At 46.9% G+C, this 26399-nt stretch carries 19 protein-coding genes and 3 rRNA genes; 15 read left to right on the top strand and 7 right to left on the bottom strand.

Annotated elements, in window-relative coordinates:
• The first annotated feature begins 7 nt into the window (after positions 1 to 7).
• The 9 genes from atpA (at position 8) to glmS (ending at position 11492) form a co-directional block, all read left to right on the top strand.
• Positions 8 to 1549, top strand: a complete 1542-nt coding sequence (gene atpA, locus AC5YBZ_RS17675) for a F0F1 ATP synthase subunit alpha (RefSeq protein ID WP_494520448.1) — start codon at positions 8 to 10, stop codon at positions 1547 to 1549.
• Positions 1550 to 1598: 49 nt separating this feature from the next.
• On the top strand, positions 1599 to 2459 hold the full coding sequence (atpG, locus tag AC5YBZ_RS17670; RefSeq protein ID WP_494520449.1) for a F0F1 ATP synthase subunit gamma: 861 nt from the start codon (positions 1599 to 1601) through the stop codon (positions 2457 to 2459).
• Positions 2460 to 2494: 35 nt separating this feature from the next.
• The gene (gene atpD / locus AC5YBZ_RS17665) at positions 2495 to 3871 is read left to right on the top strand and encodes a F0F1 ATP synthase subunit beta (protein WP_494520450.1); all 1377 of its coding nucleotides are present in this window, start codon (positions 2495 to 2497) and stop codon (positions 3869 to 3871) included.
• A gap of 34 nt (positions 3872 to 3905) precedes the next feature.
• Positions 3906 to 4334 carry a F0F1 ATP synthase subunit epsilon gene (locus AC5YBZ_RS17660; protein WP_494520451.1) on the top strand — a complete coding sequence of 143 codons (429 nt, stop codon included), beginning with the start codon at positions 3906 to 3908 and terminating at the stop codon, positions 4332 to 4334.
• Between the two features lie 152 nt (positions 4335 to 4486).
• Positions 4487 to 4843 (top strand): DsrE/DsrF/TusD sulfur relay family protein, encoded by a 357-nt coding sequence (locus AC5YBZ_RS17655; protein ID WP_494520452.1) that lies wholly within the window; start codon positions 4487 to 4489, stop codon positions 4841 to 4843.
• Between the two features lie 123 nt (positions 4844 to 4966).
• Positions 4967 to 6331, top strand: coding sequence for a bifunctional UDP-N-acetylglucosamine diphosphorylase/glucosamine-1-phosphate N-acetyltransferase GlmU (glmU, locus tag AC5YBZ_RS17650; protein WP_494520453.1), 1365 nt, complete (start codon positions 4967 to 4969; stop codon positions 6329 to 6331).
• 225 nt (positions 6332 to 6556) lie between these two features.
• Positions 6557 to 8695: a TonB-dependent siderophore receptor gene (locus tag AC5YBZ_RS17645; protein WP_494543279.1), complete on the top strand. Its 2139-nt coding sequence runs from the start codon at positions 6557 to 6559 to the stop codon at positions 8693 to 8695.
• Between the two features lie 154 nt (positions 8696 to 8849).
• Complete coding sequence (locus AC5YBZ_RS17640) at positions 8850 to 9620, top strand: DeoR/GlpR family DNA-binding transcription regulator (RefSeq protein ID WP_494520455.1); 771 nt, start codon at positions 8850 to 8852, stop codon at positions 9618 to 9620.
• A 42-nt stretch (positions 9621 to 9662) separates the two neighbouring features.
• Positions 9663 to 11492: a glutamine--fructose-6-phosphate transaminase (isomerizing) gene (gene glmS, locus AC5YBZ_RS17635; RefSeq protein ID WP_475515374.1), complete on the top strand. Its 1830-nt coding sequence runs from the start codon at positions 9663 to 9665 to the stop codon at positions 11490 to 11492.
• Between the two features lie 121 nt (positions 11493 to 11613).
• On the opposite strand, the gene AC5YBZ_RS17630 is transcribed toward glmS, so the two are convergent.
• The 3 genes from AC5YBZ_RS17630 to AC5YBZ_RS17620 form a co-directional block, all read right to left on the bottom strand.
• Complete coding sequence (locus AC5YBZ_RS17630) at positions 11614 to 11826, bottom strand: DUF2061 domain-containing protein (protein ID WP_494520456.1); 213 nt, start codon at positions 11824 to 11826, stop codon at positions 11614 to 11616.
• 172 nt (positions 11827 to 11998) lie between these two features.
• Positions 11999 to 12901, bottom strand: a complete 903-nt coding sequence (locus tag AC5YBZ_RS17625) for a 1,4-dihydroxy-2-naphthoyl-CoA synthase (protein ID WP_494520457.1) — start codon at positions 12899 to 12901, stop codon at positions 11999 to 12001.
• A gap of 131 nt (positions 12902 to 13032) precedes the next feature.
• Positions 13033 to 13386, bottom strand: a complete 354-nt coding sequence (locus AC5YBZ_RS17620) for a hypothetical protein (RefSeq protein ID WP_494520458.1) — start codon at positions 13384 to 13386, stop codon at positions 13033 to 13035.
• 89 nt (positions 13387 to 13475) lie between these two features.
• Here AC5YBZ_RS17620 and ccoG point away from each other — a divergent pair, with 89 nt between their 5' ends.
• The 6 genes from ccoG (at position 13476) to AC5YBZ_RS17590 (ending at position 21652) form a co-directional block, all read left to right on the top strand.
• A complete protein-coding gene (ccoG, locus tag AC5YBZ_RS17615; RefSeq protein WP_494543278.1) occupies positions 13476 to 14903 on the top strand; it encodes a cytochrome c oxidase accessory protein CcoG in 1428 nt (475 codons plus the stop codon).
• 630 nt (positions 14904 to 15533) lie between these two features.
• Positions 15534 to 17078, top strand: a 16S ribosomal RNA gene (locus tag AC5YBZ_RS17610).
• Positions 17079 to 17417: 339 nt separating this feature from the next.
• Positions 17418 to 20311, top strand: a 23S ribosomal RNA gene (locus AC5YBZ_RS17605).
• Between the two features lie 136 nt (positions 20312 to 20447).
• Positions 20448 to 20563, top strand: a 5S ribosomal RNA gene (gene rrf / locus AC5YBZ_RS17600).
• Together the 16S, 23S and 5S rRNA genes form the textbook arrangement of a ribosomal RNA operon.
• A gap of 371 nt (positions 20564 to 20934) precedes the next feature.
• Entirely contained in the window at positions 20935 to 21189 is a 255-nt protein-coding gene (locus tag AC5YBZ_RS17595; RefSeq protein ID WP_494520460.1) for a YkgJ family cysteine cluster protein, read from the top strand.
• 10 nt (positions 21190 to 21199) lie between these two features.
• Positions 21200 to 21652 carry an Rrf2 family transcriptional regulator gene (locus AC5YBZ_RS17590; protein WP_494520461.1) on the top strand — a complete coding sequence of 151 codons (453 nt, stop codon included), beginning with the start codon at positions 21200 to 21202 and terminating at the stop codon, positions 21650 to 21652.
• Between the two features lie 26 nt (positions 21653 to 21678).
• Here AC5YBZ_RS17590 and AC5YBZ_RS17585 read toward each other — a convergent pair whose 3' ends face one another.
• The 4 genes from AC5YBZ_RS17585 to gpmM all read right to left on the bottom strand — a co-directional run bounded on the left by AC5YBZ_RS17585 (position 21679) and on the right by gpmM (position 26394).
• The gene (locus AC5YBZ_RS17585) at positions 21679 to 22440 is read right to left on the bottom strand and encodes a divergent polysaccharide deacetylase family protein (protein ID WP_494520462.1); all 762 of its coding nucleotides are present in this window, start codon (positions 22438 to 22440) and stop codon (positions 21679 to 21681) included.
• A gap of 16 nt (positions 22441 to 22456) precedes the next feature.
• Complete coding sequence (locus AC5YBZ_RS17580; RefSeq protein ID WP_494520463.1) at positions 22457 to 23662, bottom strand: S41 family peptidase; 1206 nt, start codon at positions 23660 to 23662, stop codon at positions 22457 to 22459.
• Between the two features lie 32 nt (positions 23663 to 23694).
• Complete coding sequence (locus AC5YBZ_RS17575; protein ID WP_494520464.1) at positions 23695 to 24780, bottom strand: murein hydrolase activator EnvC family protein; 1086 nt, start codon at positions 24778 to 24780, stop codon at positions 23695 to 23697.
• 66 nt (positions 24781 to 24846) lie between these two features.
• Positions 24847 to 26394: a 2,3-bisphosphoglycerate-independent phosphoglycerate mutase gene (gene gpmM / locus AC5YBZ_RS17570; RefSeq protein ID WP_494520465.1), complete on the bottom strand. Its 1548-nt coding sequence runs from the start codon at positions 26392 to 26394 to the stop codon at positions 24847 to 24849.
• Between the last annotated feature and the right edge of the window lie 5 nt (positions 26395 to 26399).

Below are 26399 nucleotides of genomic sequence, written 5' to 3'. Positions count from 1 at the left end.
TTTGAGCATGCAACTGAATTCCACTGAAATCAGCGATCTGATTAAACAGCGGATCGAGCAGTTCGAAGTCGTTAGTGAAGCTCGCAACGAAGGTACTATCGTTGCAGTAAGTGACGGCATCATCCGCATCCACGGCCTAGCCGATGTGATGCAAGGTGAAATGATCGAACTGCCTGGTAACCGTTTCGCAATCGCGTTGAACTTAGAACGTGATTCTGTCGGTGCCGTAGTTATGGGTCCTTATGCCAATTTGGCTGAAGGTCAAAAAGTTAAAACAACTGGTCGTATCTTGGAAGTTCCAGTTGGCCGTGGTCTATTAGGCCGCGTAGTCAACACATTGGGTCAACCAATCGACGGTAAAGGACCTATCGACAACGATGGTTTCTCTCCTGTTGAAGTTATCGCACCAGGTGTTATTGAACGTAAGTCAGTAGATCAGCCAGTGCAAACTGGTTATAAAGCCGTTGACTCTATGATCCCTATCGGTCGTGGACAACGTGAATTGGTAATTGGTGACCGTCAGACTGGTAAAACAGCGCTAGCGATCGATGCCATTATCAATCAAAAAGACTCTGGCATTAAGTGTGTATACGTAGCAGTAGGCCAAAAGGCTTCTACCATTGCTAACGTAGTTCGCAAACTTGAAGAGCACGGCGCATTGGCTAACACCATTGTTGTGGTTGCAACCGCTTCTGAAGCTGCTGCACTACAATACTTGGCGCCATATTCTGGCTGTTCAATGGGTGAATACTTCCGTGATCGCGGTGAAGACTCACTAATCGTCTATGATGACCTGTCTAAGCAAGCAGTTGCTTACCGTCAGATCTCATTGCTACTTAAGCGTCCTCCTGGACGTGAAGCATACCCAGGCGACGTTTTCTATCTTCACTCACGTCTACTAGAACGTGCTTCACGTGTAAACGTTGAGTATGTTGAGAAGTTCACTAAAGGCGAAGTTAAGGGCAAAACAGGCTCTTTAACAGCACTGCCGATTATTGAAACTCAAGCGGGTGACGTATCTGCATTCGTACCGACCAACGTAATTTCGATTACCGATGGTCAGATCTTCCTTGAAACTGACCTATTTAACTCGGGCTTACGTCCAGCAGTTAACCCAGGTATCTCTGTTTCTCGTGTTGGTGGTGCGGCGCAGACTAAGATCATCAAGAAACTGTCTGGCGGTATCCGTACTGCACTTGCACAGTATCGAGAGCTTGCGGCGTTCTCTCAGTTTGCATCTGATCTTGACGATGCAACTCGTGCTCAGCTTGAGCATGGTGAGCGTGTTACCGAACTAATGAAGCAAAAGCAATACGCGCCAATGAGCGTAGCTGCTCAGTCTGTGTCTATTTTCGCAGCTGAAAAAGGTTACCTAAAGGCTGTTGAGCTTAAAAAGATCGGTGATTTCGAAGCTTCTTTGCTCTCTTACATGAACAGCGAGCATGCTGACCTAATGAAGACTATCAACGAGACTGGCGATTATAACGCCGACATCGAAGCTGGTCTGAAGGCTGGCCTCGACAAGTTCGTAGAAACCCAAACCTGGTAAAGACCCAGAGGTGTCTTAAGGCACCTCAGGTCCAGATTGGAGAGTAAAGATGGCCGGCGCTAAAGAGATTAAAACCAAGATCGCGAGTGTTCAAAACACTCAGAAGATCACATCTGCGATGGAAATGGTTGCAGCCAGCAAAATGCGCAGAGCGCAGGAACGCATGGCAGCGAGCCGTCCATATGCAGAAAATATGCGTAAGGTGATCGGTCACGTGGCGCAAGGTTCTCTCGAATATAAGCATCCTTATTTGGAAGTGAGAGAGGCTAAGCGTGTTGGTTACATTGTAGTGTCAACCGACCGTGGTCTTTGTGGTGGTCTGAACGTTAACCTTTTCAAAAAGGTTATCGCAGACGTGAAGAAGCAACGTGAAGCCGGTGCAGAAGTTGAATTCTGCCCTATTGGCGCACGCAGCGTACAATTCTTCAATAGCTTTGGCGGTAAAGTGTCTGCTTCTGCTTCGGGTTTAGGCGATGCTCCAAAGCTCGCTGACCTGATCGGAACAGTACGCGTAATGCTACAAGCTTACAACGAAGGCAAGCTAGATCGTCTGTATGTGGTATTTAACAAGTTCGTTAATACCATGAGCCAGACGCCTGTGATCGAACAGCTGCTACCTTTGCCTAAGTCGGATAGCGATGAGATTTCTCATCATTGGGATTATCTATACGAGCCAGATCCAAAAGAAATTTTGGAAAAACTATTGGTTCGCTATGTTGAATCTCAAGTTTATCAAGGTGTTGTCGAAAATATCGCATCTGAGCAAGCAGCCCGTATGGTTGCTATGAAAGCTGCGACAGACAATGCTGGTGAGCTTATCGATGACTTGCAGTTGGTCTATAACAAAGCCCGTCAGGCTGCGATTACGCAAGAACTGTCGGAAATTGTTTCTGGTGCCGCTGCAGTTTAGGCTGGGTAACGAATACAAGTTTTAGAGGATTAATCATGAGCACAGGTACTGTTGTCCAAGTAATTGGCGCGGTTGTGGACGTTGAGTTTCCACATGATGCCGTACCTCAGGTTTATGACGCTCTAGAGATCAAAAGTGAAGGCTTGGTGCTGGAAGTTCAGCAGCAACTTGGTGGTGGTGTAGTTCGTACCATCGCTATGGGTACTTCAGATGGTCTGCGTCGTGGTCTTGAGGTAGTAAATACAGGTTCACCTATTTCTGTTCCGGTTGGGGTGAAAACTCTTGGCCGTATCATGAACGTACTAGGTCAACCTATTGATGAAGCGGGTCCTATTGGTGAAGAAGAGCGTTATGAAATTCACCGTGAAGCTCCTTCATACGAAGATCAATCAAGCACGACTGAACTGTTAGAAACAGGTATCAAGGTTATTGACCTTGTATGTCCGTTTGCTAAGGGTGGTAAAGTCGGTCTGTTTGGTGGTGCGGGTGTTGGTAAAACAGTTAACATGATGGAACTGATTAACAACATCGCTAAAGCACACTCTGGTTTGTCAGTATTCGCTGGTGTAGGTGAGCGTACTCGTGAGGGTAACGACTTCTACTACGAGATGGAAGAATCTGGTGTTCTCGATAAAGTGGCCATGGTTTATGGTCAAATGAACGAGCCTCCAGGAAACCGTCTACGTGTGGCACTGACTGGTCTGACTATGGCTGAAAAGTTCCGTGATGAAGGTAAAGACGTACTATTGTTCGTCGATAACATCTATCGTTACACCTTGGCGGGTACTGAAGTATCTGCACTGCTAGGCCGTATGCCATCAGCAGTAGGCTACCAGCCAACATTGGCTGAAGAGATGGGTGTTCTTCAGGAGCGTATTACTTCAACTCGAACTGGTTCTATTACTTCAGTTCAAGCGGTATACGTACCTGCGGATGACTTGACGGATCCGTCACCAGCAACAACCTTCGCTCACTTAGATGCGACTGTTGTATTGTCACGTAACATTGCTTCGCTAGGTATTTACCCAGCGGTTGACCCATTGGACTCGACTTCACGTCAGCTAGATCCATTGGTTGTTGGCCAAGAGCATTACGACGTAGCTAGTGGTGTACAGACTGTACTACAACGCTATAAAGAGCTTAAAGATATCATCGCGATCCTAGGTATGGACGAATTATCTGATGAAGATAAGACCACTGTATCTCGTGCGCGTAAGATTGAAAAATATCTTTCTCAGCCATTCTTCGTAGCAGAAGTATTCACCGGTTCTCCAGGTAAGTACGTTTCTCTAAAAGACACTATCCGTGGCTTTAAGGGACTATTGGAAGGTGAGTTTGATCACATTCCAGAGCAAGCGTTCTACATGGCTGGTTCTATCGACGAAGTTATCGAGCGAGCTAACAAAAAATAATCGGGCCCTAGGCTTGGTATTTTAAGGAGAACGGATGGCAGCCATGACAGTACAACTTGATATTGTAAGTGCAGAAAGTAGCATCTTTTCAGGTCTTGTAGCACACCTACAGGTAACTGGTAGTGAAGGTGATTTAGGTGTTATGCCAGGTCACGCTCCTTTGCTTACACCTATCAAACCTGGCATGGCGCGCATCGTCAAGCAAGATGGTAAAGAAGAAGTGTTCTATCTTTCAGGTGGTATCCTGGAAGTACAACCTTTTTCGGTATCCGTATTGGCTGACGTGGTATTGCGTGCCGAAGAGATTGATGAGCAGGCAGCTGTAGAAGCCAAGCGTCGTGCAGAAGCCCATATGGCTGATGCTGGTGCAGACTTAAACTATGCCGCTGCAGCGATTGAATTAGCTCAGGCTATCGCTCAATTGCGCGTTGTAGAAACCATCAAAAAGAACATTGCCAGATAAGGTTATTGTTTGATTATAAAAGGCGCCTCTGGGCGCCTTTTTTGTATCTAAAATCAGTTGATGGGAACCGCTATAACGTGACAGATACAGATCTTTCATTACACTGATACTGTTACTATTTGGCTATTTATCTCTGGTTGAAGAGAGCTCCAATGCTGCACGTGCTTATAATTGTTAATGACGCCCCCTATGGTTCAGAACGCTTATTTAATGCTTTACGCTTGGCAATACAGCTCAATGAGCAAGAATCACCACCAGCAAAGGTAAAGCTCTTCTTATTGTCAGATGCCATCACCGCAGTACTGCCTAAACAAAACCCCAATGAGGGTTACAATATTCAGCAGATGCTAGAAATTATTATCGCCCAAGGTAGTGAGGTGAAGTTCTGTGGCTCCTGTATGCAGGCTCGTGGCTTTGGTGAATTAGCGGTGATTGAAGGTTGCCAGGTTGCCACTATGGATGATTTAGCCCAATGGATATTAACCACGGATAAAAGCGTGACTTTTTAACTGTTAACAATGAGCGACGTTTTAATGAGCCCGTCATTCGCTTTTACATGCTCAATCCATTAAAATCACCCCCACAAAAAATTGATCTCATTATTTAAACCAGCATTAGCTCAAGGATAACCCATGGCACTGAATGTAGTGATTTTGGCCGCAGGCAAGGGAACCCGCATGCGCTCAGATCTTCCTAAAGTTCTTCACCCGATTGCCCACAAAAGCATGGTGCAACATGTGATAGATACCGCGCATAATGTGGGTAGCGATACCATTCAGCTGGTGTATGGCTATGGTGCCGATAAGCTGCAAGCCAGTTTAGGTGAGCAGCAACTTAACTGGGTGCTGCAAGCCGAGCAACTGGGTACCGGTCATGCTGTGGCGCAAGCCAACGACAATATTAATGATGACGATACCGTGCTGATTTTATACGGTGATGTGCCCTTGATTCAGCCATCGACTCTTCAGGCGTTGCTTGCAGCCCGCGAAGCTAATGGTTTGGCTATTTTGACTGTTAATCTGCCCAATCCAACGGGCTATGGTCGTATCGTGCGTGAGGCGGGTAAAGTCGTCGGCATTGTCGAGCAAAAAGATGCTAATGCCGAGCAGTTAGCCATTAATGAAGTGAATACCGGTATTATGGCAGCGCCAGGTAAACAGTTAAAAGAATGGCTGGGTCAATTATCATCGAATAACGCGCAAGGTGAATACTACCTTACCGATATCGTGGCTATGGCTCATCGCGATGGGGTTGCGATTACCACAGCCCAACCGCAGTCGGCTATTGAAGTGGAAGGCGCTAATAACCGCGTACAGTTAGCCCAACTTGAACGTGCTTATCAGGCGCGCGCCGCTGAAAAACTGATGCTAGCAGGGGCAAATCTTAGAGATCCAGCTCGTATCGATATTCGCGGTGATGTTAGCGTGGGTATGGATGTGATGGTCGATGTGAATGTGATATTCCAAGGTAAAGTGACCATAGGTAATAATGTGACCATTGGCGCAGGCGCGATTTTAATTGATTGCGACATTGCCGATAACGCGGAAATCAAACCTTATTCGATTGTTGAAAATGCCATTGTTGGCGAAAAAGCCAGTGCAGGACCTTTTGCGCGTTTGCGCCCCGGCGCCGAACTTAAACGTGATGCTCATATTGGTAATTTCGTTGAGATGAAAAAAGCCGTGTTAGGTGAAGGCTCTAAAGCGGGTCATTTAGCTTATATTGGCGATGCGCAGATTGGCGCGGGAGTGAACATCGGTGCCGGCACCATCACCTGTAACTATGATGGCGCCAATAAACATCTTACTGTGATTGAAGATAATGTGTTTGTCGGCAGTGATACTCAGCTTGTAGCGCCTGTTACCATAGGTAAGGGCGCAACATTGGGCGCGGGTTCGACCATAACCCGTGATGTAGCGGCCGATGAGCTCGTTATTACTCGTGTTAAGCAGCGCCACTTAAGCGGCTGGACTCGTCCCGTTAAGCTAAAGAAGTAAAACACGGTATTAAGTTTGGAGTTGAATACCACAATTAAGCGACCTTACTGGGTCGCTTTTTTATTGCTAGCTCATTGAAGTGCATGAAATTTAACCGCTAAGGCGCAATAAATTGAACTGGCTCACCTTGCAATGTAAATAGATGTAAAGAAACTTAAATAAAAACGATTCTCATTTATATTTAGCGCAACTTTTTCTGTTGTCGTTTTTAGTTATGGGGTTGTTATGTCAATCAAGGGCGCTGCGTTTAAATACTCGAGTGTAGGTTTAGCGGTTATAGCTGCATTAGCCAGTGTGTCAGTTTCAGCTGATGAAGCGGATAATACTACTGCCGATGCTAACATAGAACGTATTACGGTTACCGGCCGTACCTTTAACGATTATAAAGTGGGTGTTGCTTCTGGCGCCATGCGTGGCGATATTGATTTAATGGATACTCCTCAGTCTGTTGCCGTCATCCCTGATTTTGTCACTGATGAGCAGTTAGCAACTAACCTTTCTGAAGTATTGGTGAATGACTCAAGTGTCACTGGTGGTAGTGAGAAATGGAACCGCCAAGTGTTTAATATTCGTGGTTTTGAGTTGTCTTCAGGTTCAGGTTATTTGATCAATGGCCAGCAACAGTGGTCTCACTATGTGCAGCCTATCGAGACATTGCAGCAGGTTGAAGTGCTCAAAGGTCCATCTAGTATGCTATATGGTCAGTCTGGTCCTGGTGGATTGATCAACATGGTGACCAAAAAGCCAACCTATGACACCATGTTTGAGGTCGGTTTCGATACTGATGAATACGGCTCTACCCGCGTACAACTCGATGCTGGCGGTAGCTTAAACGAAGCTCAAACTATGCGCTATCGCACTGTGTTGGTTAAGCAAGATACACAATACTGGCGTGACTATCAGGATGACACTAATCAAGAGCGTGACCGTTGGTTAGGTTATCTAAATCTAGAATTTGATATTACCGACGACCTTCTGTTGTCACTCAAATATGATCATACCCAAGATAAAACCGGTATTGACCGTGGTGGTTGGTTAAACCGTGACGGTGAGTTGATTGGTGGCCGTGACATTATCTGGGATATGCCGTGGGCGTTTACCGACAATACTATTACTAACTTGGGCGCCGAACTGACTTACCACATCAATGATGATTGGAAAGTTAAAGCCGGTTATAACGACCAGCAGTTTAATCGTCAGCGCCTAGACTCGTCACCTAGCTTAGTAAAGGGCTCTGAAAACCCATTCCAAGACGGCTACACAGTCAGTCCATTTGATAGATACGACGATTGGCAGCACAAAACTGGCTTTGTTGATATCACGAGTAAATTCAGTACGGGCAGTTTTGAGCATCAGTTCTTAATCGGCGCCAATATGCTGGATTACTATTACGGTCAGTTGAAAGACTCTGGACCTAAAGGCCAGGTGGTGATGCCGGGTCAGCCGCTTGCCAGACCCGATCTTGATTACCATAGAGATGACACTAAATATGAAAGTGATTACAAACACTATGGTTTCTATATCCAAGACTTGATCAGCATTAACGATAGCTGGCAAGTATTGGCGGGTGTGCGTTATGACGAGCAGAAAAAAGAGGGTGCGGGTAATAATAGTTATGCTGTGTTGCCAAAATTTGGCGTGATCTACTCGCCAATGGATAATGGCAGTATCTATGTTAACTACTCTAAGAGCTTCACACCGCAAGGCCAGGTTAACGATGCCGAAGATGTTAACGATAAGATGAACCTTAATCCTGAGTATGGTGAGCAATACGAAATCGGTACTAAGTGGGAGCTATTTGATGGCAGCTTACTACTGACGGGAGCCGTATTTGATATCACAGTCTCTAACGTCACGGTAACCGAAGAGCTTGATGTTATCGCTAGTGTCGATAAGCAAACCATTACCACCCAAAGCGGCGAGCAGCGCCATAGAGGCTTTGAGATGGGAGCGCAGGGTCAAGTCAGTGAACAGTGGTTTGTAACCAGTTCAATGATGTATCTGGATGCCGAGTATGTTCGTCCAGCTGCTGACAGCTTGAATGGTAAGACTCCTGTTGATGCTCCTGAGTGGTCGGCAAACGTCTGGACTCGTTATGAAATGACTGATGATCTAGCGTTTAACTTCGGTGCTATCTATGTGGGTGAGCGTTTTGCCAATACCAGCAATAGCATCAGCAAAGATAGCTACGTACGCTTTGATATGGGCGCGGCTTATAGTATGGATATCTTTGGCAGCGACATGAATGTGCGACTCAATGTGAAAAACCTATTCGATACCGACTACCTAGCTGGCGGTACTAATACCGATGTCACGGTTGGTGAAGGGCGTCATTTCAGCCTAGCATTAGAAGCTAAATTTTAACATAAGCTCATAGTGATGATATAAAAGCCTCTGTCTTATCGGATAGAGGCTTTTTGCTATTTAAGGCATTTGCCATTTTTTAAGCTTCAAGTCTGGCAAAAAAGTTTCGTTTCATTATAATCGGCTTTCGAAACGAAACTTAGCAGCCACTTTTATGAATAAACGCAACACTCAACAGCGTCGACATAGCATTATCGCCATCCTCAATGAGCAAGGTGAAGTGAGCGTTGATGAGTTATCGTTACGTTTCGATACCTCTGAAGTTACCATTCGTAAAGATTTAGCCGCTTTAGAAAAAACTGGTCTTTTACTGCGCCGTTACGGTGGCGCGGTTGCCATTCCCGATGAAGTTACTTTGCATTTTAGTGCCAAGGTTGCACCCAATAAATTAGCCATTGCCGCGGCAGCGGCTAAATTAATTAAAGATCATAACCGCATCATTATTGACAGTGGCAGTACGACCTCTGGTTTAGTGCAGCAGCTTAATGATAAGCGTGGCTTAGTGGTGATGACCAATGCGCTGCAATTGGCCAATGCCATACATGAGTTGGAAAACGAACCGACATTATTGATGACCGGTGGCACCTGGGACCCGCACTCTGAATCCTTTCAAGGACAAGTTGCCGAACAGGTATTACGTTCATATAACTTTGACCAACTGTTTATCGGCGCTGACGGCATCGATCTCGAGCGTGGTACCACCACTTTTAATGAATTGACGGGCCTGAGCAAAGTGATGGCCGAAGTCTCGCGCGACGTTATCGTGATGGTTGATTCAGATAAAATTGGCAAACGAATACCGAATTTAGAGCTGGCATGGCAACAGATAAGCGTGCTGGTGACAGACGACCGCATTGATACCGCGGTGGTTAAAAAAATTACCGAGCAAGGCGTTGAAGTGATCTTAGCCCCTTACTCAAACTAGCTTTTATTTTTAAACCTTAAGATTAGCGTGTAGGAAAACATTATGTGTGGAATTGTTGGCGCAGTAGCGCAACGGGATGTTGCAGAAATTTTGGTCGAGGGATTACGTCGTCTCGAATACCGCGGTTATGACTCAGCCGGTGTGGCGGTTATCCACAATGGCGAGCTCAAGAGTACGCGCCGCGTGGGTAAAGTACAGGAGCTCTCTAGTGCGTTAGAGCAAACGCCATTAGCGGGCGGCACAGGTATCGCCCACACTCGCTGGGCAACCCATGGTGAGCCAAGTGAGCGTAATGCCCATCCACATCAATCATCTGGCGACATTGCCGTGGTGCATAACGGCATTATCGAAAACCACAATAAACTGCGTGAAATGCTAAAAGGCTTAGGCTACGTATTTACCTCTGATACCGATACCGAAGTGATTTGTCACTTGGTGCATCACGAGCTTAAGTCGCACGACACCTTATTGGCAGCGGTACAGGCAACGGTAAAACAGCTAGAAGGTGCTTACGGCACTGTGGTGATTGACCGTCGTGATTCTGAGCGCATGATCGTGGCGCGTTCTGGTAGTCCGTTGGTGATAGGCTATGGCTTAGGCGAAAACTTTGTTGCCTCCGATCAGCTAGCACTGTTACCTGTGACCCGCTCTTTTGCTTTCTTAGAAGAAGGCGATGTGGCCGAAGTGACTCGACGCCAAGTCTCAATTTTCGATATTGACGGTAATCCTGTTGAGCGCGAAGTGAAAGAGTCTGAAGTGACTCATGATGCGGGTGATAAAGGCGAATACCGTCACTACATGCTCAAAGAGATCTATGAGCAGCCACGTGCGATTGCCCATACCTTAGAAGGCCGTATTGCTGGTGGTCAGGTATTGGACTCGGCGTTTGGCGACAATGCTGCAGAGTTTTTAAAAGACATTAAACACGTGCAGATCATCGCCTGTGGTACCAGTTATCACGCCGGCATGGCGGCGCGTTATTGGCTTGAAGATTGGGCGGGGGTGTCATGCAACGTCGAAATCGCCTCTGAGTTCCGTTACCGTAAGTCTCACCTGTTCCCCAATAGCTTGTTAGTGACTATCTCTCAATCGGGTGAAACGGCCGATACGCTTGCTGCACTGCGCTTGGCTAAAGAGATGGGTTATAAAGCCACCATGACCATCTGTAACGCGCCGGGTTCATCTTTGGTGCGTGAATCAGATATGGCTTACATGATGAAAGCGGGCGCCGAAATTGGCGTTGCGTCAACCAAAGCCTTTACCGTGCAGTTAGCCGGATTGCTGATGTTAACGGCCGTGATTGGTCGTCATAATGGGATGTCTGACGAGATGCAGGCAAAAATCACCCAGAGCCTACAATCTATGCCTGCCAAAGTGGAGCAAGCACTGGGCTTAGATGATGCCATTGCCGAACTGGCGGAAGACTTTGCCGACAAGCATCACGCACTCTTTTTAGGTCGTGGCGATCAGTATCCCATCGCGATGGAAGGGGCGCTAAAGCTAAAAGAGATCTCTTATATTCATGCCGAAGCTTATGCCTCGGGTGAGCTTAAGCATGGCCCGCTAGCGCTTATCGATGCCGATATGCCTGTGATAGTGGTGGCACCTAATAACGAGTTACTGGAAAAGCTTAAGTCAAACGTGGAAGAAGTGCGTGCTCGTGGTGGCTTAATGTATGTGTTCGCCGACAAAGATGCTGAATTTGAGTCAGACGACACCATGAAGGTGATCCCTATTCCTCATTGTGATGAGTTTATGGCGCCACTGATCTACACCATTCCGTTGCAGTTGCTGTCATATCATGTGGCACTGATTAAAGGCACCGATGTGGATCAGCCACGTAACCTGGCAAAGTCGGTCACGGTTGAGTAATAAAATCGATTCACGATAGTGATTGGTTAACCGATAGCAAAAGCCTCCTTTTGGGAGGCTTTTGCTTTTATTCATACAATGAGGCGGGTTGGTTCATGACTGTGATTTGGTACAGTATATGCTAGGAAGGACAGTAACTACTTAGGCCTAATGGCATTGCACGACGATTTTCTATTCGTCTCCATACCTTATCATGAAAATAAAACACCACAGTGTTAACCGCTGGCTCAATAAGGGCTACCGCGCCACCAATAACTAAGCTACCCGTTAATAGGTAAGTAATCGTAAAGGCAACGCTAAAGTGCAGTATTGCAAAAGTGAATGTCTTAGCCATGATGAAACTCCTCTTTAATTAAGATAAATGATATTCGTTATCATTTGAGTTCTAAAGAGGTTAATGTCGATAGGGCTAAAAGAGTTTTTAGATTGACCGCAGGTATATGCGAGTTATCAATATAAGCAAGCCGCAGTGATGCGGCTTGCTTAGTAGGTGAGCCTATTCGTGGTTAATAGTGCCAAGGGAATTTAGAAAAATCTTGCTCACGCTTCTCTAAAAAGGCATCTCTGCCTTCTATGGCTTCATCGGTGCCGTAGGCTAAGCGAGTCGCTTCACCGGCAAACAGTTGTTGGCCGACGAGTCCATCATCGGGCAAGTTAAAGCCGTATTTAAGCATGCGCATGGCGGTGGGTGATTTCGAGTTGATCTCTTTGCCCCAATTTAATGCTTCGATTTCCAGCTCTGCATGGGGCACTGAGCGATTGACCATGCCCATATCGAACGCTTCATCGGCACTGTAATTAAAACCTAAGAAGAAAATTTCACGGGCACGTTTTTGACCAATCATTTTAGCAAGATAGGCGCTACCGTAACCTGAATCGAAACTGCCCACATCGGGATCCGTTTGCTTGAATATGGCGTGTTCCTTCGAGGCGAGAGTGAGGTCACATACCACGTGTAGGCTATGACCACCGCCCACCGCCCAACCTGGGACGACCGCAATCACCACTTTGGGCATAAAGCGGATAAGCCGTTGCACTTCTAATATATGCAACCGTCCCATGCGAGCGATATCGGGCTTACCCTCTTCTGCACCTTCGTATTTGTAGCCATCTTTGCCACGAATGCGTTGATCGCCGCCAGCACAAAAAGAGTACTGCCCTTTAGCCGATGGGCCGTTACCGGTTAATAGTACGCAGCCAACATCAGACCATTGGCGCGCATGATCTAAGGCGGTATAGAGTTCATCAACGGTTTTAGGGCGAAATGAGTTAAGGCAATCAGGGCGATTGATAGCAATACGTACCGTGCCTTGCTCTTTAGCCCTGTGATACGTGATATCTTCAAATGCAAATCCGCTGACTTGCTCCCAAAGGCTTGAGTCAAAAATATCGGAAACTTGGTCTGTCATATGGATTACCTTGTGTCTGTATTGTCAATTGAGACGAGTCGCCCAAGGCTAGGCTCAATCGTTATAGAGGTCAATTATGGATATAAAAACCGTGCGCTGGGCGCGGCATTGATATCGGCGCTAATGGGAAATTATCGTAATTTATCGCATATGAATAATTGGTTGTCGCGGCTTAATATCGTAAAACGACTGGCGTTATCACCGCAGTATTGTGCTTTATAGGCCATGACAGATTGCTCTGATTCGAAAATACCCTCTAACGCGGCCTGTTCCGCCTTGTTGAGTCGGTTCGCGATTTCAGCTTTTAGTTGAGATAAATGATTATCGACTTTAATAATTTTCGTGCCTGTCATTGAGTCGAGTTTTCGCTCAGCTTTTTGCATAAGCGCATCGGCTTGAGCCATTGGCTCATCGAGCTTATTGGTTTCGGTTGCAAGGTAATAGAGTAGCCCTGCACCTGCGCCTAAAATAATCCAGCCTCTCATTATTTCTCCAACCATGATGAACAATTTGTGATAGAAAAGGTATAATAAGCCAGTTTTCATGGAATATTAAAGCTGTAAGGCTGTTAAATATGAACGCAGAATCAAATAAAAAGGACTATTCGAAGGTTGAGCGGATCAAAATTCACCAGCCTGATGTAAATAAGTCCGACCGCTTCAATCCCCGCAATCGTATTTATGTCAGAGCAATACAAGGGTTTTGGACCCAGCTGCGCCGCCGTCTAGGTTGGGTCGCAATATTGTTCTTCCTTATATTACCTTGGATCCCATGGGGTAATAGGCAAGCGGTATGGTTTAACCTAGGTGAGCAGAAGTTTCACATCTTTGGGTTGACCATTTGGCCGCAAGATTTAACCCTTTTAGCTGCACTATTAATGATAGCCGCTTTTGGGTTGTTTTTTGTGACCACCTATCTTGGTCGAGTCTGGTGTGGCTATACCTGCCCACAAACGGTATGGACCTTTATCTTTATTTGGTTTGAAGAAAAGCTTGAAGGTGCACGCAACAAGCGCATTAAGCTTGACCAAATGCCATGGAGCCTTAATAAGGTATGGCGTAAAACCGCAAAGCACCTCGCTTGGTTGCTAGTGTCCCTGTTAACAGCCATGACTTTTGTCTCCTATTTTGTTCCTAGCACAGAAGTGTATGCCGAGGTATTCAGTGGCACCGCGTCTGGCGGGGTTTACTTCTGGGTCATGCTTTTTACCTTAGCGACTTATGGCAATGCTGGTTGGATGCGCGAAATCATGTGTACCCACATGTGTCCCTACGCTCGTTTTCAATCGGCCATGTTCGATAAGAACACCTACATCGTTGGTTATGACACTAAACGGGGTGAAGCCCGAGGTCCTCGCTCGCGTAAAGCTGACCCTAAAGAGCTAGGTTTAGGTGATTGCATCGATTGTGACTTATGCGTTCAAGTGTGCCCGACAGGTATCGATATCCGTAACGGTTTACAATATGAATGTATTAACTGCGGAGCATGTATTGATGCTTGCGATAACACCATGGAGCGTATGGGATATCAAAAAGGCTTGATCGCTTACACCACCGAAAACAAACTCGATGGGATAAAAGAGAAAGTGTTAAGACCAAAGCTGGTCGGTTACGGTGCGGTGTTAGCCATCATGATCGTTATCTTTGTCTATGCCAGTGCCACCATTGCCCCTGTTCGTGTTGATATTATCCGCGATCGTAATCAGCTATTTAGAGTCAACAACCAAGGATTAATTGAAAACACCTTCACATTAAAGATACTCAATAAGACCGAAGCGCCGCATGAGTACCAGTTGGGCGTAGAAGGATTACCCAATTACAAATGGTATGGCCCGCAAACGGTCACCATTAATGGTGGCGAAGTGTTAACTCTGCCAGTCAGTATTGCGGTCGATCCTGTTGAGCTTTCGCGCCCCATGATAAAAATCGACTTTAAAGTGACGACCATCTTAGATGGTGAAAAGGTAGAGGCTACACAAGAATCGCGATTCTTCGGCCAATAACCGCCAACAAGTGTACGAACACAAACAAGAAAGGGGCTAACTAGCCCCTTTTTTATACGTATCGTTTGATAAGTATTCACTCAATAGTAAAAGTGTTACTTTCTTTCAAAAAGCGCTTGCGCCCATCCGAGAACTGCCTATAATGCGCATCCACTGACACGGCACAGCAGGCCAACTACCTAGGTAGTACGGGACTTGCAGCGGTGTTAGGAGTTGAACTCTTCGGAGATTAACTCAGGTGATAAGCGCTTTTAAGGGCTTCGATTGATGACTTCTGTTTAAGAAAGCATCGCTTGGAAAACTTCTTAAAATAAGCACTTGACGCCAACAACGGGGCGTGTAGAATACGCATCCCTAAGCCAACGACCTAGCGTCAACGGCGGCTAAATGAAAGATTGATTCTCTCATGCTAGCAACGCTCTTTAACAAGATAAAACAAGAAATCTGTGTGGACACTCACAGGTGTTGAGTTAATCGAAATTGCCTAACCTTCGGGTTGGCAATCAAAGAATTAAATCAATGTAACGATGAGTGTTCATAGCAATATGTACAAACGTTTTTAAGATTCTTCCGAGTCTTTTAAACGGAATCAGAATTCATTGAGCCGAATCGCAAGATTCAACAAAACTTTAATTGAAGAGTTTGATCATGGCTCAGATTGAACGCTGGCGGCAGGCCTAACACATGCAAGTCGAGCGGTAACAGGAATTAGCTTGCTAATTTGCTGACGAGCGGCGGACGGGTGAGTAATGCCTAGGGAACTGCCCAGTCGAGGGGGATAACAGTTGGAAACGACTGCTAATACCGCATACGCCCTACGGGGGAAAAGAGGGGACCTTCGGGCCTTCTGCGATTGGATGTACCTAGGTGGGATTAGCTAGTTGGTGAGGTAATGGCTCACCAAGGCGACGATCCCTAGCTGTTCTGAGAGGATGATCAGCCACACTGGGACTGAGACACGGCCCAGACTCCTACGGGAGGCAGCAGTGGGGAATATTGCACAATGGGCGCAAGCCTGATGCAGCCATGCCGCGTGTGTGAAGAAGGCCTTCGGGTTGTAAAGCACTTTCAGCGAGGAGGAAAGCTTAAGCGTTAATAGCGTTTAGGTGTGACGTTACTCGCAGAAGAAGGACCGGCTAACTTCGTGCCAGCAGCCGCGGTAATACGAGGGGTCCAAGCGTTAATCGGAATTACTGGGCGTAAAGCGTACGCAGGCGGTTTGTTAAGCGAGATGTGAAAGCCCCGGGCTCAACCTGGGAATTGCATTTCGAACTGGCAGACTAGAGTCTTGTAGAGGGGGGTAGAATTTCAGGTGTAGCGGTGAAATGCGTAGAGATCTGAAGGAATACCGGTGGCGAAGGCGGCCCCCTGGACAAAGACTGACGCTCAGGTACGAAAGCGTGGGGAGCAAACAGGATTAGATACCCTGGTAGTCCACGCCGTAAACGATGTCTACTCGGAGTTTGGTGCCTTGAGCACTGGGCTCCCAAGCTAACGCATTAAGTAGACCGCCTGGGGAGTACGGCCGCAAGGTTAAAACTCAAATGAATTGACGGGGGCCCGCACAAGCGGTGGAGCATGTGGTTTAATTCGATGCAACGCGAAGAACCTTACCTACTCTTGACATCCAGAGAATTCGCTAGAGATAGCTTAGTGCCTTCGGGAACTCTGAGACAGGTGCTGCATGGCTGTCGTCAGCTCGTGTTGTGAAATGTTGGGTTAAGTCCCGCAACGAGCGCAACCCTTATCCTTATTTGCCAGCACGTAATGGTGGGAACTTTAGGGAGACTGCCGGTGATAAACCGGAGGAAGGTGGGGACGACGTCAAGTCATCATGGCCCTTACGAGTAGGGCTACACACGTGCTACAATGGCAAGTACAGAGGGTTGCAAAGCCGCGAGGTGGAGCTAATCTCACAAAGCTTGTCGTAGTCCGGATTGGAGTCTGCAACTCGACTCCATGAAGTCGGAATCGCTAGTAATCGTGGATCAGAATGCCACGGTGAATACGTTCCCGGGCCTTGTACACACCGCCCGTCACACCATGGGAGTGGGCTGCACCAGAAGTAGATAGCTTAACCTTTCGGGGAGGGCGTTTACCACGGTGTGGTTCATGACTGGGGTGAAGTCGTAACAAGGTAGCCCTAGGGGAACCTGGGGCTGGATCACCTCCTTACCTATACGACTAACTTAATGTTTGTTGAGTGTTCACACAGATAACTTGTTCTTGTTAGAGCAGGTGGCACGTCTTAACGGCGATGCTTGTTCTTTAAAAATTTGGAAAGCTGATAGTGTTAATGTGAAAGGGATAGTGACGTACTTGTACGTGATTATTTGTAGCATTGACGCGAAAATTAAAATTGAGTTCTCAAACACTTAAATCAAGTGCCGAATCATTGTAATGATGATTCATGAGTATTCTTTTGGCGAAAGTAAACACCATTAGTTGCGATACAACATCAAGCTTACCCGCTTGATAAAGTTTGTTTCCTTGTGAAACTCATTTGGGTTGTATGGTTAAGTGACTAAGCGTATACGGTGGATGCCTTGGCAGTCAGAGGCGATGAAGGACGTAGTAACTTGCGAAAAGCGTTGGCGAGCTAGTAACAAGCATTTGAGCTAACGATGTCCGAATGGGGAAACCCACATGCATAAGCATGTATCACAACATGAATACATAGTGTTGTGAGGCGAACCCGGGGAACTGAAACATCTAAGTACCCGGAGGAAAAGAAATCAACCGAGATTCCCCTAGTAGCGGCGAGCGAACGGGGATTAGCCCTTAAGCGTAGAGGGTGTTAGTGGAATGTGTTGGAAAGCACAGCGGCACAGGGTGATAGCCCCGTACATGAAAACTAACTTTACGTGAAAACGAGTAGGACGGGACACGTGACATCTTGTCTGAACATGGGGGGACCATCCTCCAAGGCTAAATACTCCTGACTGACCGATAGTGAACCAGTACCGTGAGGGAAAGGCGAAAAGAACCCCTGTGAGGGGAGTGAAATAGAACCTGAAACCGTATACGTACAAGCAGTGGGAGCGGTTCTTGAGACCGTGACTGCGTACCTTTTGTATAATGGGTCAGCGACTTACATTTTGTAGCGAGGTTAAGCGAATAGCGGAGCCGTAGGGAAACCGAGTGTTAACTGCGCGTTTAGTTGCAAGGTGTAGACCCGAAACCCGGTGATCTAGCCATGGGCAGGTTGAAGGTTGAGTAACATCAACTGGAGGACCGAACACACGTATGTTGAAAAATGCGGTGATGACTTGTGGCTGGGGGTGAAAGGCCAATCAAACCGGGAGATATCTGGTTCTCCTCGAAAGCTATTTAGGTAGCGCCTCGAGCGAATACCATTGGGGGTAGAGCACTGTTAAGGCTAGGGGGTCATCCCGACTTACCAACCCTTTGCAAACTCCGAATACCAATGAGTACTACTCGGGAGACACACGGCGGGTGCTAACGTCCGTCGTGAAAAGGGAAACAACCCAGACCATCAGCTAAGGTCCCAAAGTTATTGCTAAGTGGGAAACGATGTGGGAAGGCTTAGACAGCTAGGATGTTGGCTTAGAAGCAGCCATCATTTAAAGAAAGCGTAATAGCTCACTAGTCGAGTCGGCCTGCGCGGAAGATTTAACGGGGCTAAGCAATACACCGAAGCTATGGGTACTAGCGCTTGCGCTAGTGCGGTAGAGGAGCGTTCTGTAAGCCGTTGAAGGTGAAGGGGTAACCCACGCTGGAGGTATCAGAAGTGCGAATGCTGACATGAGTAACGATAAAGGGGGTGAAAAACCCCCTCGCCGAAAGACCAAGGGTTCCTGTCCAATGTTAATCAGGGCAGGGTGAGTCGACCCCTAAGGCGAGGCCGAAAGGCGTAGTCGATGGGAAACAGGTTAATATTCCTGTACTTCTGCTAACTGCGATGGAGAGACGGAGAAGGCTAGGCTAGCGCGGCGTTGGTTGTCCGCGTTTAAGGCTGTAGGTGGTGCACTTAGGCAAATCCGGGTGCACATACACTGAGAGTTGACGACGAGGTTCTACGGAACTGAAGTAGTTGATGCCATGCTTCCAGGAAAATCTTCTAAGCTTCAGGTTAGCAGGAATCGTACCCCAAACCGACACAGGTGGTTGGGTAGAGAATACCAAGGCGCTTGAGAGAACTCGGCTGAAGGAACTAGGCAAAATGGTACCGTAACTTCGGGAGAAGGTACGCTCCTGTTGGTGATGAGACTTGCTCTCTAAGCTGACGGGAGTCGCAGATACCAGGTGGCTGCAACTGTTTATCAAAAACACAGCACTGTGCAAACTCGCAAGAGGAAGTATACGGTGTGACGCCTGCCCGGTGCCGGAAGGTTAATTGATTGGGTTATCTTCGGAGAAGCTCATGATCGAAGCCCCGGTAAACGGCGGCCGTAACTATAACGGTCCTAAGGTAGCGAAATTCCTTGTCGGGTAAGTTCCGACCTGCACGAATGGCGTAATGATGGCCACGCTGTCTCCAGCCGAGACTCAGTGAAGTTGAAATTGCGGTGAAGATGCCGTATACCCGCGGCTAGACGGAAAGACCCCGTGAACCTTTACTATAGCTTGGCACTGAACATTGACCCTACATGTGTAGGATAGGTGGGAGACTTTGAAGCAGGAACGCCAGTTCTTGTGGAGTCAACCTTGAAATACCACCCTTGTAGTGTTGATGTTCTAACTCTGGCCCCTGAATCGGGGTTGAGGACAGTGCCTGGTGGGTAGTTTGACTGGGGCGGTCTCCTCCCAAAGAGTAACGGAGGAGCACGAAGGTTGGCTAAGTACGGTCGGACATCGTACGGTTAGTGCAATGGCATAAGCCAGCTTAACTGCGAGACATACACGTCGAGCAGGTGCGAAAGCAGGTCATAGTGATCCGGTGGTTCTGAATGGAAGGGCCATCGCTCAACGGATAAAAGGTACTCCGGGGATAACAGGCTGATACCGCCCAAGAGTTCATATCGACGGCGGTGTTTGGCACCTCGATGTCGGCTCATCACATCCTGGGGCTGAAGTCGGTCCCAAGGGTATGGCTGTTCGCCATTTAAAGTGGTACGCGAGCTGGGTTCAGAACGTCGTGAGACAGTTCGGTCCCTATCTGCCGTGGGCGTTGGATGATTGAAGGGAGCTGCTCCTAGTACGAGAGGACCGGAGTGGACGAACCGCTGGTGTTCGGGTTGTCATGCCAATGGCATTGCCCGGTAGCTACGTTCGGAATCGATAACCGCTGAAAGCATCTAAGCGGGAAGCGAGCCCTAAGATGAGTCATCCCTAGGACTTTAAGTCCTCTAAAGGGCCGTAGGAGACTACTACGTTGATAGGCAAGGTGTGTAAGCGTTGTGAGGCGTTGAGCTAACTTGTACTAATGACCCGTGAGGCTTAACCATACAACCCAAAAGGGTTTCTAACTAAGTGAATACTTAGCGAAAGAATACCGACACTTGATTTAGTGTGACTCAAATTTAATATCTCTTGCTTCTTGAAATACAGAATTGAGAGCAGCTTTTCAAATTTCCGAATTTGTCTGGAAACCATAGCATTGTGGTACCACCTGATCCCATCCCGAACTCAGAAGTGAAACGCAATCGCGCCGATGGTAGTGTGGGGTCTCCCCATGTGAGAGTAGGTCATTTCCAGACGCCTAATACGATAAAGCCCGTTGCTAATGCAACGGGCTTTTTTCGTTTTAGCCTGGAGATAACCACTCGAACATGGGGAAATAAAAAGTCCGAACGTAGTGAGGTGTAACCCATGTGATAGTAGGGCGAATATCGCGTAAGCGATGTGCATATGAGCGCGAAGCTTTAGCGTAGCTGGCCATAACAGGCGCCTAATACTTCTCGTAAGAGAATCGATAAATCCCCAGCACTTCGTGTTGGGGATTTTTTCGTTTAACCGCTTAAAAATATGACGTTTGGACGTTAATGTATTATTAGTATTTGATATGTTATCTGCAGCGCACTGTGATCTTTATGGCTAACATGCAACGTGAATAGAGGTATAATGCGGTATGAATTGTCGTTTAGGATGTGGTGCATGTTGTATTGCGCCTTCAATAACCAGCCCAATACCAGGAATGCCTAACGGTAAGCCTGCTGGTGTGCGTTGTATCCAACTCAATGATGATAATCTTTGTCAAATTTTCGGTCAGTCTGAGCGACCTGAGCTGTGTGCTCGGTTTGCGGCTACAGAAGATGTCTGCGGCAACACAAACGAAGAGGCCCTTTGGCTTATCACTTCATTAGAAGCAGCGACACAATCCTAGAAGGTTATTTATGCAGTTAACTCGTTATACAGATTTTGGTATCCGCACTTTGATGTATCTAGCACTATTTCCTGAAAGGGAGCAGCTGTTCAGGATTGCTGAAATTACAGAGGTGTTTGATCTCTCCCCTAATCATGTATCAAAGATTGTGCATCATTTAGGTAAAGAGGGTTATTTGCAGACTATTCGTGGTAAGAGTGGTGGCTTTAGGTTGGGGAAATCTGCTGAAGATATCAATATTGGTCAGTTGGTGAGGATTTTAGAAAACTCTTTGGCCCCAATAGATTGCAGTAAGCCCTATTGTCGTTTTACTCCCTCGTGCCAATTAAAAGGTGTATTGGCAGAAGCGGTTGAGGCTTATCTTGCGGTGTTAGACCGTTATACTCTCGCCGATATTATCAGTAACCGCCAAGAGCTTAAGGGGTTATTAACTGATATTTCAATTCCTATCTTAGAGTTATAAAGTCGCAGAATAAAGACTAAGTTGGCCTACCTTAATCGTGTAGGGCTTGCTGTCGATTTCAACTTAGGTTGCTGTGCTAGGCGATAAGGAAGCAGTGTAGAGGTTGGAACTAAAGTAATGCCTTCTTGCTGCAGTCTACTTACATTGTGTCGCAAAAAGCGAATCGTTTCAGGGTAAGGGTGCGCGATCGCTACCACGCTACCTTGGTTATTAGCTAATTGGATTAATTGTTGAAACTGTTTTTCTAATGCCTCTTCTCTGACATCATTGTCAAGAAACAGTTGTCTTCTTAGTAATGGAATACCGAGTTTATTGGCATTATCCGCTGCCTTGCTATAACGGGTTGTCACACTGTCAACAAAGTAATTATCTTGTTGTTTTAAGCTTTCCATTAGCCATAACATGGGTTTATCCATCTGGGTTAGCAAGCTGCCCATATGATTATTAACCCCTTTTACGTGGGGAATACTGTTAAAAGCACTGGATATTGTCTGTTTAAAAGTGTGCTCATTCATGTCATTTGTTAATCCCCCCGGGCCGAGTTTTTTACCATTGAGTGCCTGCATCGGAATGTGCAGCATGATCTCATGACCTCTATTGTGGGCGGCAATGGCAATTTTTTTGCCTAGCGGAGTATTAGGCAGTACTGACAGGGTAACGCCAATAGGGAGAGACAGTACGGCCTCATCGGTTTGACGATATCCAATATCGTCAATGATGATAGCGACTTGAGCGGCCTTTGCAGAGTTAGCAATAAAAGTAACAATCAATAAAAGTAATAAGCGCACTATGATTTCATGGTATTTAGCTGTTTGTTTTTATCCATGTGACAGCCGAATTAATCAGCCTGTCTTGAGCGATATCATCATGGGGCGATAGCTCAGCGATTATAGGCATACTTTTAATTCCAGTCATAGCGTCTTTAGTGATATTTATATCAGGTTCAATACCAATAGTGTTGATATCCCTACCTTTTGGTGTGGTGTAGTGGCCGATAGTGAGCTTGATTGCATGGCCATCAATTAGGGTAGGGATCAGACTTTGAACCGTGCCTTTTCCGAAGCTTTTTTCACCGATTAAAATAGCTCTTTGGTTTTCTTGCAGGGCTGCCGCTAAGATCTCTGATGCCGATGCGGATCCTTTGTTGATGAGGACCACTATTGGCAATTTAGAAAACATATTTTTCGGCGAGGCGAAGTAGTCACTATTGGCATCAAAAAATCGTCCTCGAGTCGATACTATGCGCCCTTTTGCTAAAAATAGGTCGGCAATTTTTATGGCTTGGTCCAGTAAGCCTCCGGGGTTATTACGCACATCTAAAATAAGCCCTTTCATGGGCAGGTCTTGCCACTGGTTGAGCTGGTTGACCATATCTCGAGTCGAGTCATCTTGAAAGCTGCTGAGTTTGATATAGCCAATATCATTAGCGAGTAGTGTGGCGCTAACGGAGTTTACGTCAATAAGGGAAGGCTTGAGGGTAACGTTGACAAGGTTTTCAGAATTTTGCCGACGTAACGATAAGTTAATCGCTAAATTGTGTTTGCTATGGTGTTTTATCTGCCGCAGCACGTTATCTAATTGGCTAGGATCGATAGCTTTATCATTGACTTTAACAATTTTATCGCCAGGTAATATACCTGCTGCTGCGGCTGGAGAGTGTGGAAATGGACTGATAATCGTGACCTGATTCTCCTCGGTAGCGATCTCGATACCAAAGCCAAAATATTCGCCACTATTGGCATTTCTGATGTCTGAGAAGGCTTCTGCATCGAGAAAATTAGAGTAAGAGTCGAGAGAGTTAAACACTCCGTCAATGGCTGCCTGTATTAAAGTTTCTTGGGGGATCTTGTCGATATAGTAGCTTTCTACGGTACTAATGATATCGATGAGTAATGGATAATTAAGTTTAGAGTGATGCTGCGCAGTGTGCTCTGTGCCTGATAATGTGATGGATAAGCCGAGTGTTAATCCTAAAATAACGCAGGCAAAGTAACGAATAAACTTTATCATAAACAACCCTCTATAAAAGGGTTGCTGTTGTCCTAGCGCTTACAATAGAGTGCTGGGTCGATAGCCTGCCCTTTGTGCCTTACCTCAAAGTATAGGCCAGGTTCGGTTTGTCCACCCGAGCGTCCAACTAGGGCAATGGTTTCACCTTTGTCGACCGCATCACCGGCGTTTTTAAGTAAGGTCTGGGCGTGACCATATAGGCTCATATAGCCTTTGCCATGGTCGACTACCATCACCATACCAAAGCCTCGTAACCAGTCGGCATAGATCACCTTACCTGAAGCAATAGCACTAACTGATTGCCCTTCAGGAGCGGCGACGATCACCCCTTTCCATTTAACTTCACCGGAACGTTGGCTACCAAAGCCTGAACGAATGCGGCCTTGAGTGGGCCAATTGAGCTTATGTTGGCGTGATAACCCTTCCATTACAGGGCTGTCTTTCATCGCCTTTAGCGCTTGTTCTACCACGCGCTTTAAACTGGCTTCTTCAATTTGTAACTGTTCAAGTTTGGCACCATGAGAGTTAAGCGTACGCTGCAGTTGTTTGAGCGTTTGTTGCCGTTGAGCTTGCTCTTGAGTTAGATTTTTGGCTTGCTGCTGTTGTTCGAGCACCAGTTGGTTGAGGCGGATTTGTTTCTGCTTTTGCTCTGCTTCGACACTGTCTAATTCGGTGATAGTTTGCTGCAACTTATTGATCGAGTCGATGCGGGCCTTATTAAGGTATTGGTAGTAAGCCAGCAGGCGCTCTATGGTTGCAGGGCTCTGCTGATTAAGTAGCATTTTGGTGTAATCATGATTGCCTGCAAGGTAGGCGCTGGCCAACTGATTTGATAGGGTTTGCTGTTGAATTTTTTTCAGTTTATCGAGTGTGACTCGGCGAGATTCTAGCGCTGCGAGTTGTTTATCGGTTGTCGCCAAGGAGGCCTTAGTGTTATTGACCTTTTTGGCCGCGTCAGCGATAGCCTGCTCATCTTTTTTTAGCAGCTTGATCAGTTTTTCATGCTGCGAGCTAGTATCTTTGAGCGCCGACTGTTGGCTGCTGATCTGCTTTTGTATCGCCTCTAGCTGCGATTGACGCTGCGTCAGATCGGAAGCCTGCACAGTAAAAGATAACATGATAAAGCCAGCAATTATGCTGGCTTTATGAAAACCGTATCGCTTAAGCAATGAATCGTTACTCGCTTAGTTGGTTGTTAGAGTGATGAGAGAGCGTCCTGTCATCTCGGGTGGAACCGTTTGATTCATCAAGGTTAACATGGTTGGGGCTATATCGCTTAATCTTCCGTTGTCGGCAATTGTTGCCGGGCGGCCCACATAGATAAATGGCACTAACTCGCTGGTATGCGCGGTATGTGCTTGACCGGTTTGCTCGTCGGTCATCTGTTCGGCATTACCATGGTCGGCAGTAATTAAACACTCGCCATCCACTTTAGCTAAGGCTTCGACCACGCGGCCAATACAAGCGTCTACCGCCTCACAGGCCTTAACGGCGGCTTCAAAGTTACCCGTATGGCCTACCATGTCGCCGTTAGGGTAGTTACAGATAATCACGTCATATTTCGTTGACTCAATGGCTGCGACCAATTTATCTGTTAACTCGGCAGAGTTCATCTCTGGCTGCAGATCATAGGTGGCAACTTTAGGTGATTGCACCAAAATACGGTCTTCACCTTCAAATGGTTCCTCTTTGCCGCCATTGAAGAAGAAGGTGACATGAGCATATTTTTCAGTTTCAGATATACGTAACTGGGTTTTAGCGCTGTTTTGTAACACTTCACCTAAGGTATTGACCAAGTCTACCGAGGGGTAAGCGATAGGCGCCTTAATGTCGGCGGCGTATTCAGTCAAGGTGACAAAGTTGACCTTAGGCATGACCTCGCGGGTAAAGCCATCAAAATCAGCATTGATAAAGCTGCGAGTAATTTGGCGGGCACGATCGGCGCGGAAATTCATGAAGATCAATGCATCGTCGTCGTTAAGGGTTGCCACTTGCCCCTGCGCGTCGGTGATCGTCGAACTGGCGACAAACTCATCATTTTCATCACGCGCATAAGCGGCGGCCAAGGCATCGACAGCATCTGCAAACTGGTATTGTGCTTTACCTTGAGTGATCAACTCATAAGCCTGAGACACTCTATCCCAGCGGTTGTCTCTGTCCATGGCGTAGTAGCGACCAATGATAGAGGCTATACGGCCAGTGCCTAAGGTGTTAAACAGCTCATTGAAATGGGCAAGGCTCGATTTTGCGCTGCGTGGTGGGGTGTCGCGGCCATCGAGAAAAGCATGTAAATAAACATGTTTTGCGCCGCGCTTAACCGCCATCTTACACATAGCTTCGATGTGATTCTCGTGGCTGTGCACGCCACCAGGTGATAATAGCCCCATGATATGCACAGCACCATTGGCTGCGATGGCTTTATCTACGGCTTCGACGAGGGCTGGGTTGGTGTCAAACTCACCGTCTTCGATAGCCTTGCCGATACGGGTCAATTCTTGATAAACCACACGGCCGGAGCCGATATTGATATGGCCCACTTCAGAGTTACCCATTTGACCATCGGGCAGTCCGACATCGAGGCCTGAGCCTGAAATTAAGCTGTTGGGATACTGTTGGTTGAGTCTGTCGAGCACTGGGGTGTTGGCGTGATATACCGCATTATTATGGGTGTCTTCACGATAACCCCAGCCATCAAGGATCAGCAGTGCCAGAGGGCGTTTGCGTGTCGTCATGGTGG

It is taken from the genome of Shewanella sp. 553, from assembly GCF_059338375.1.
This window is presented reverse-complemented; position numbering and strand designations above follow the sequence as displayed.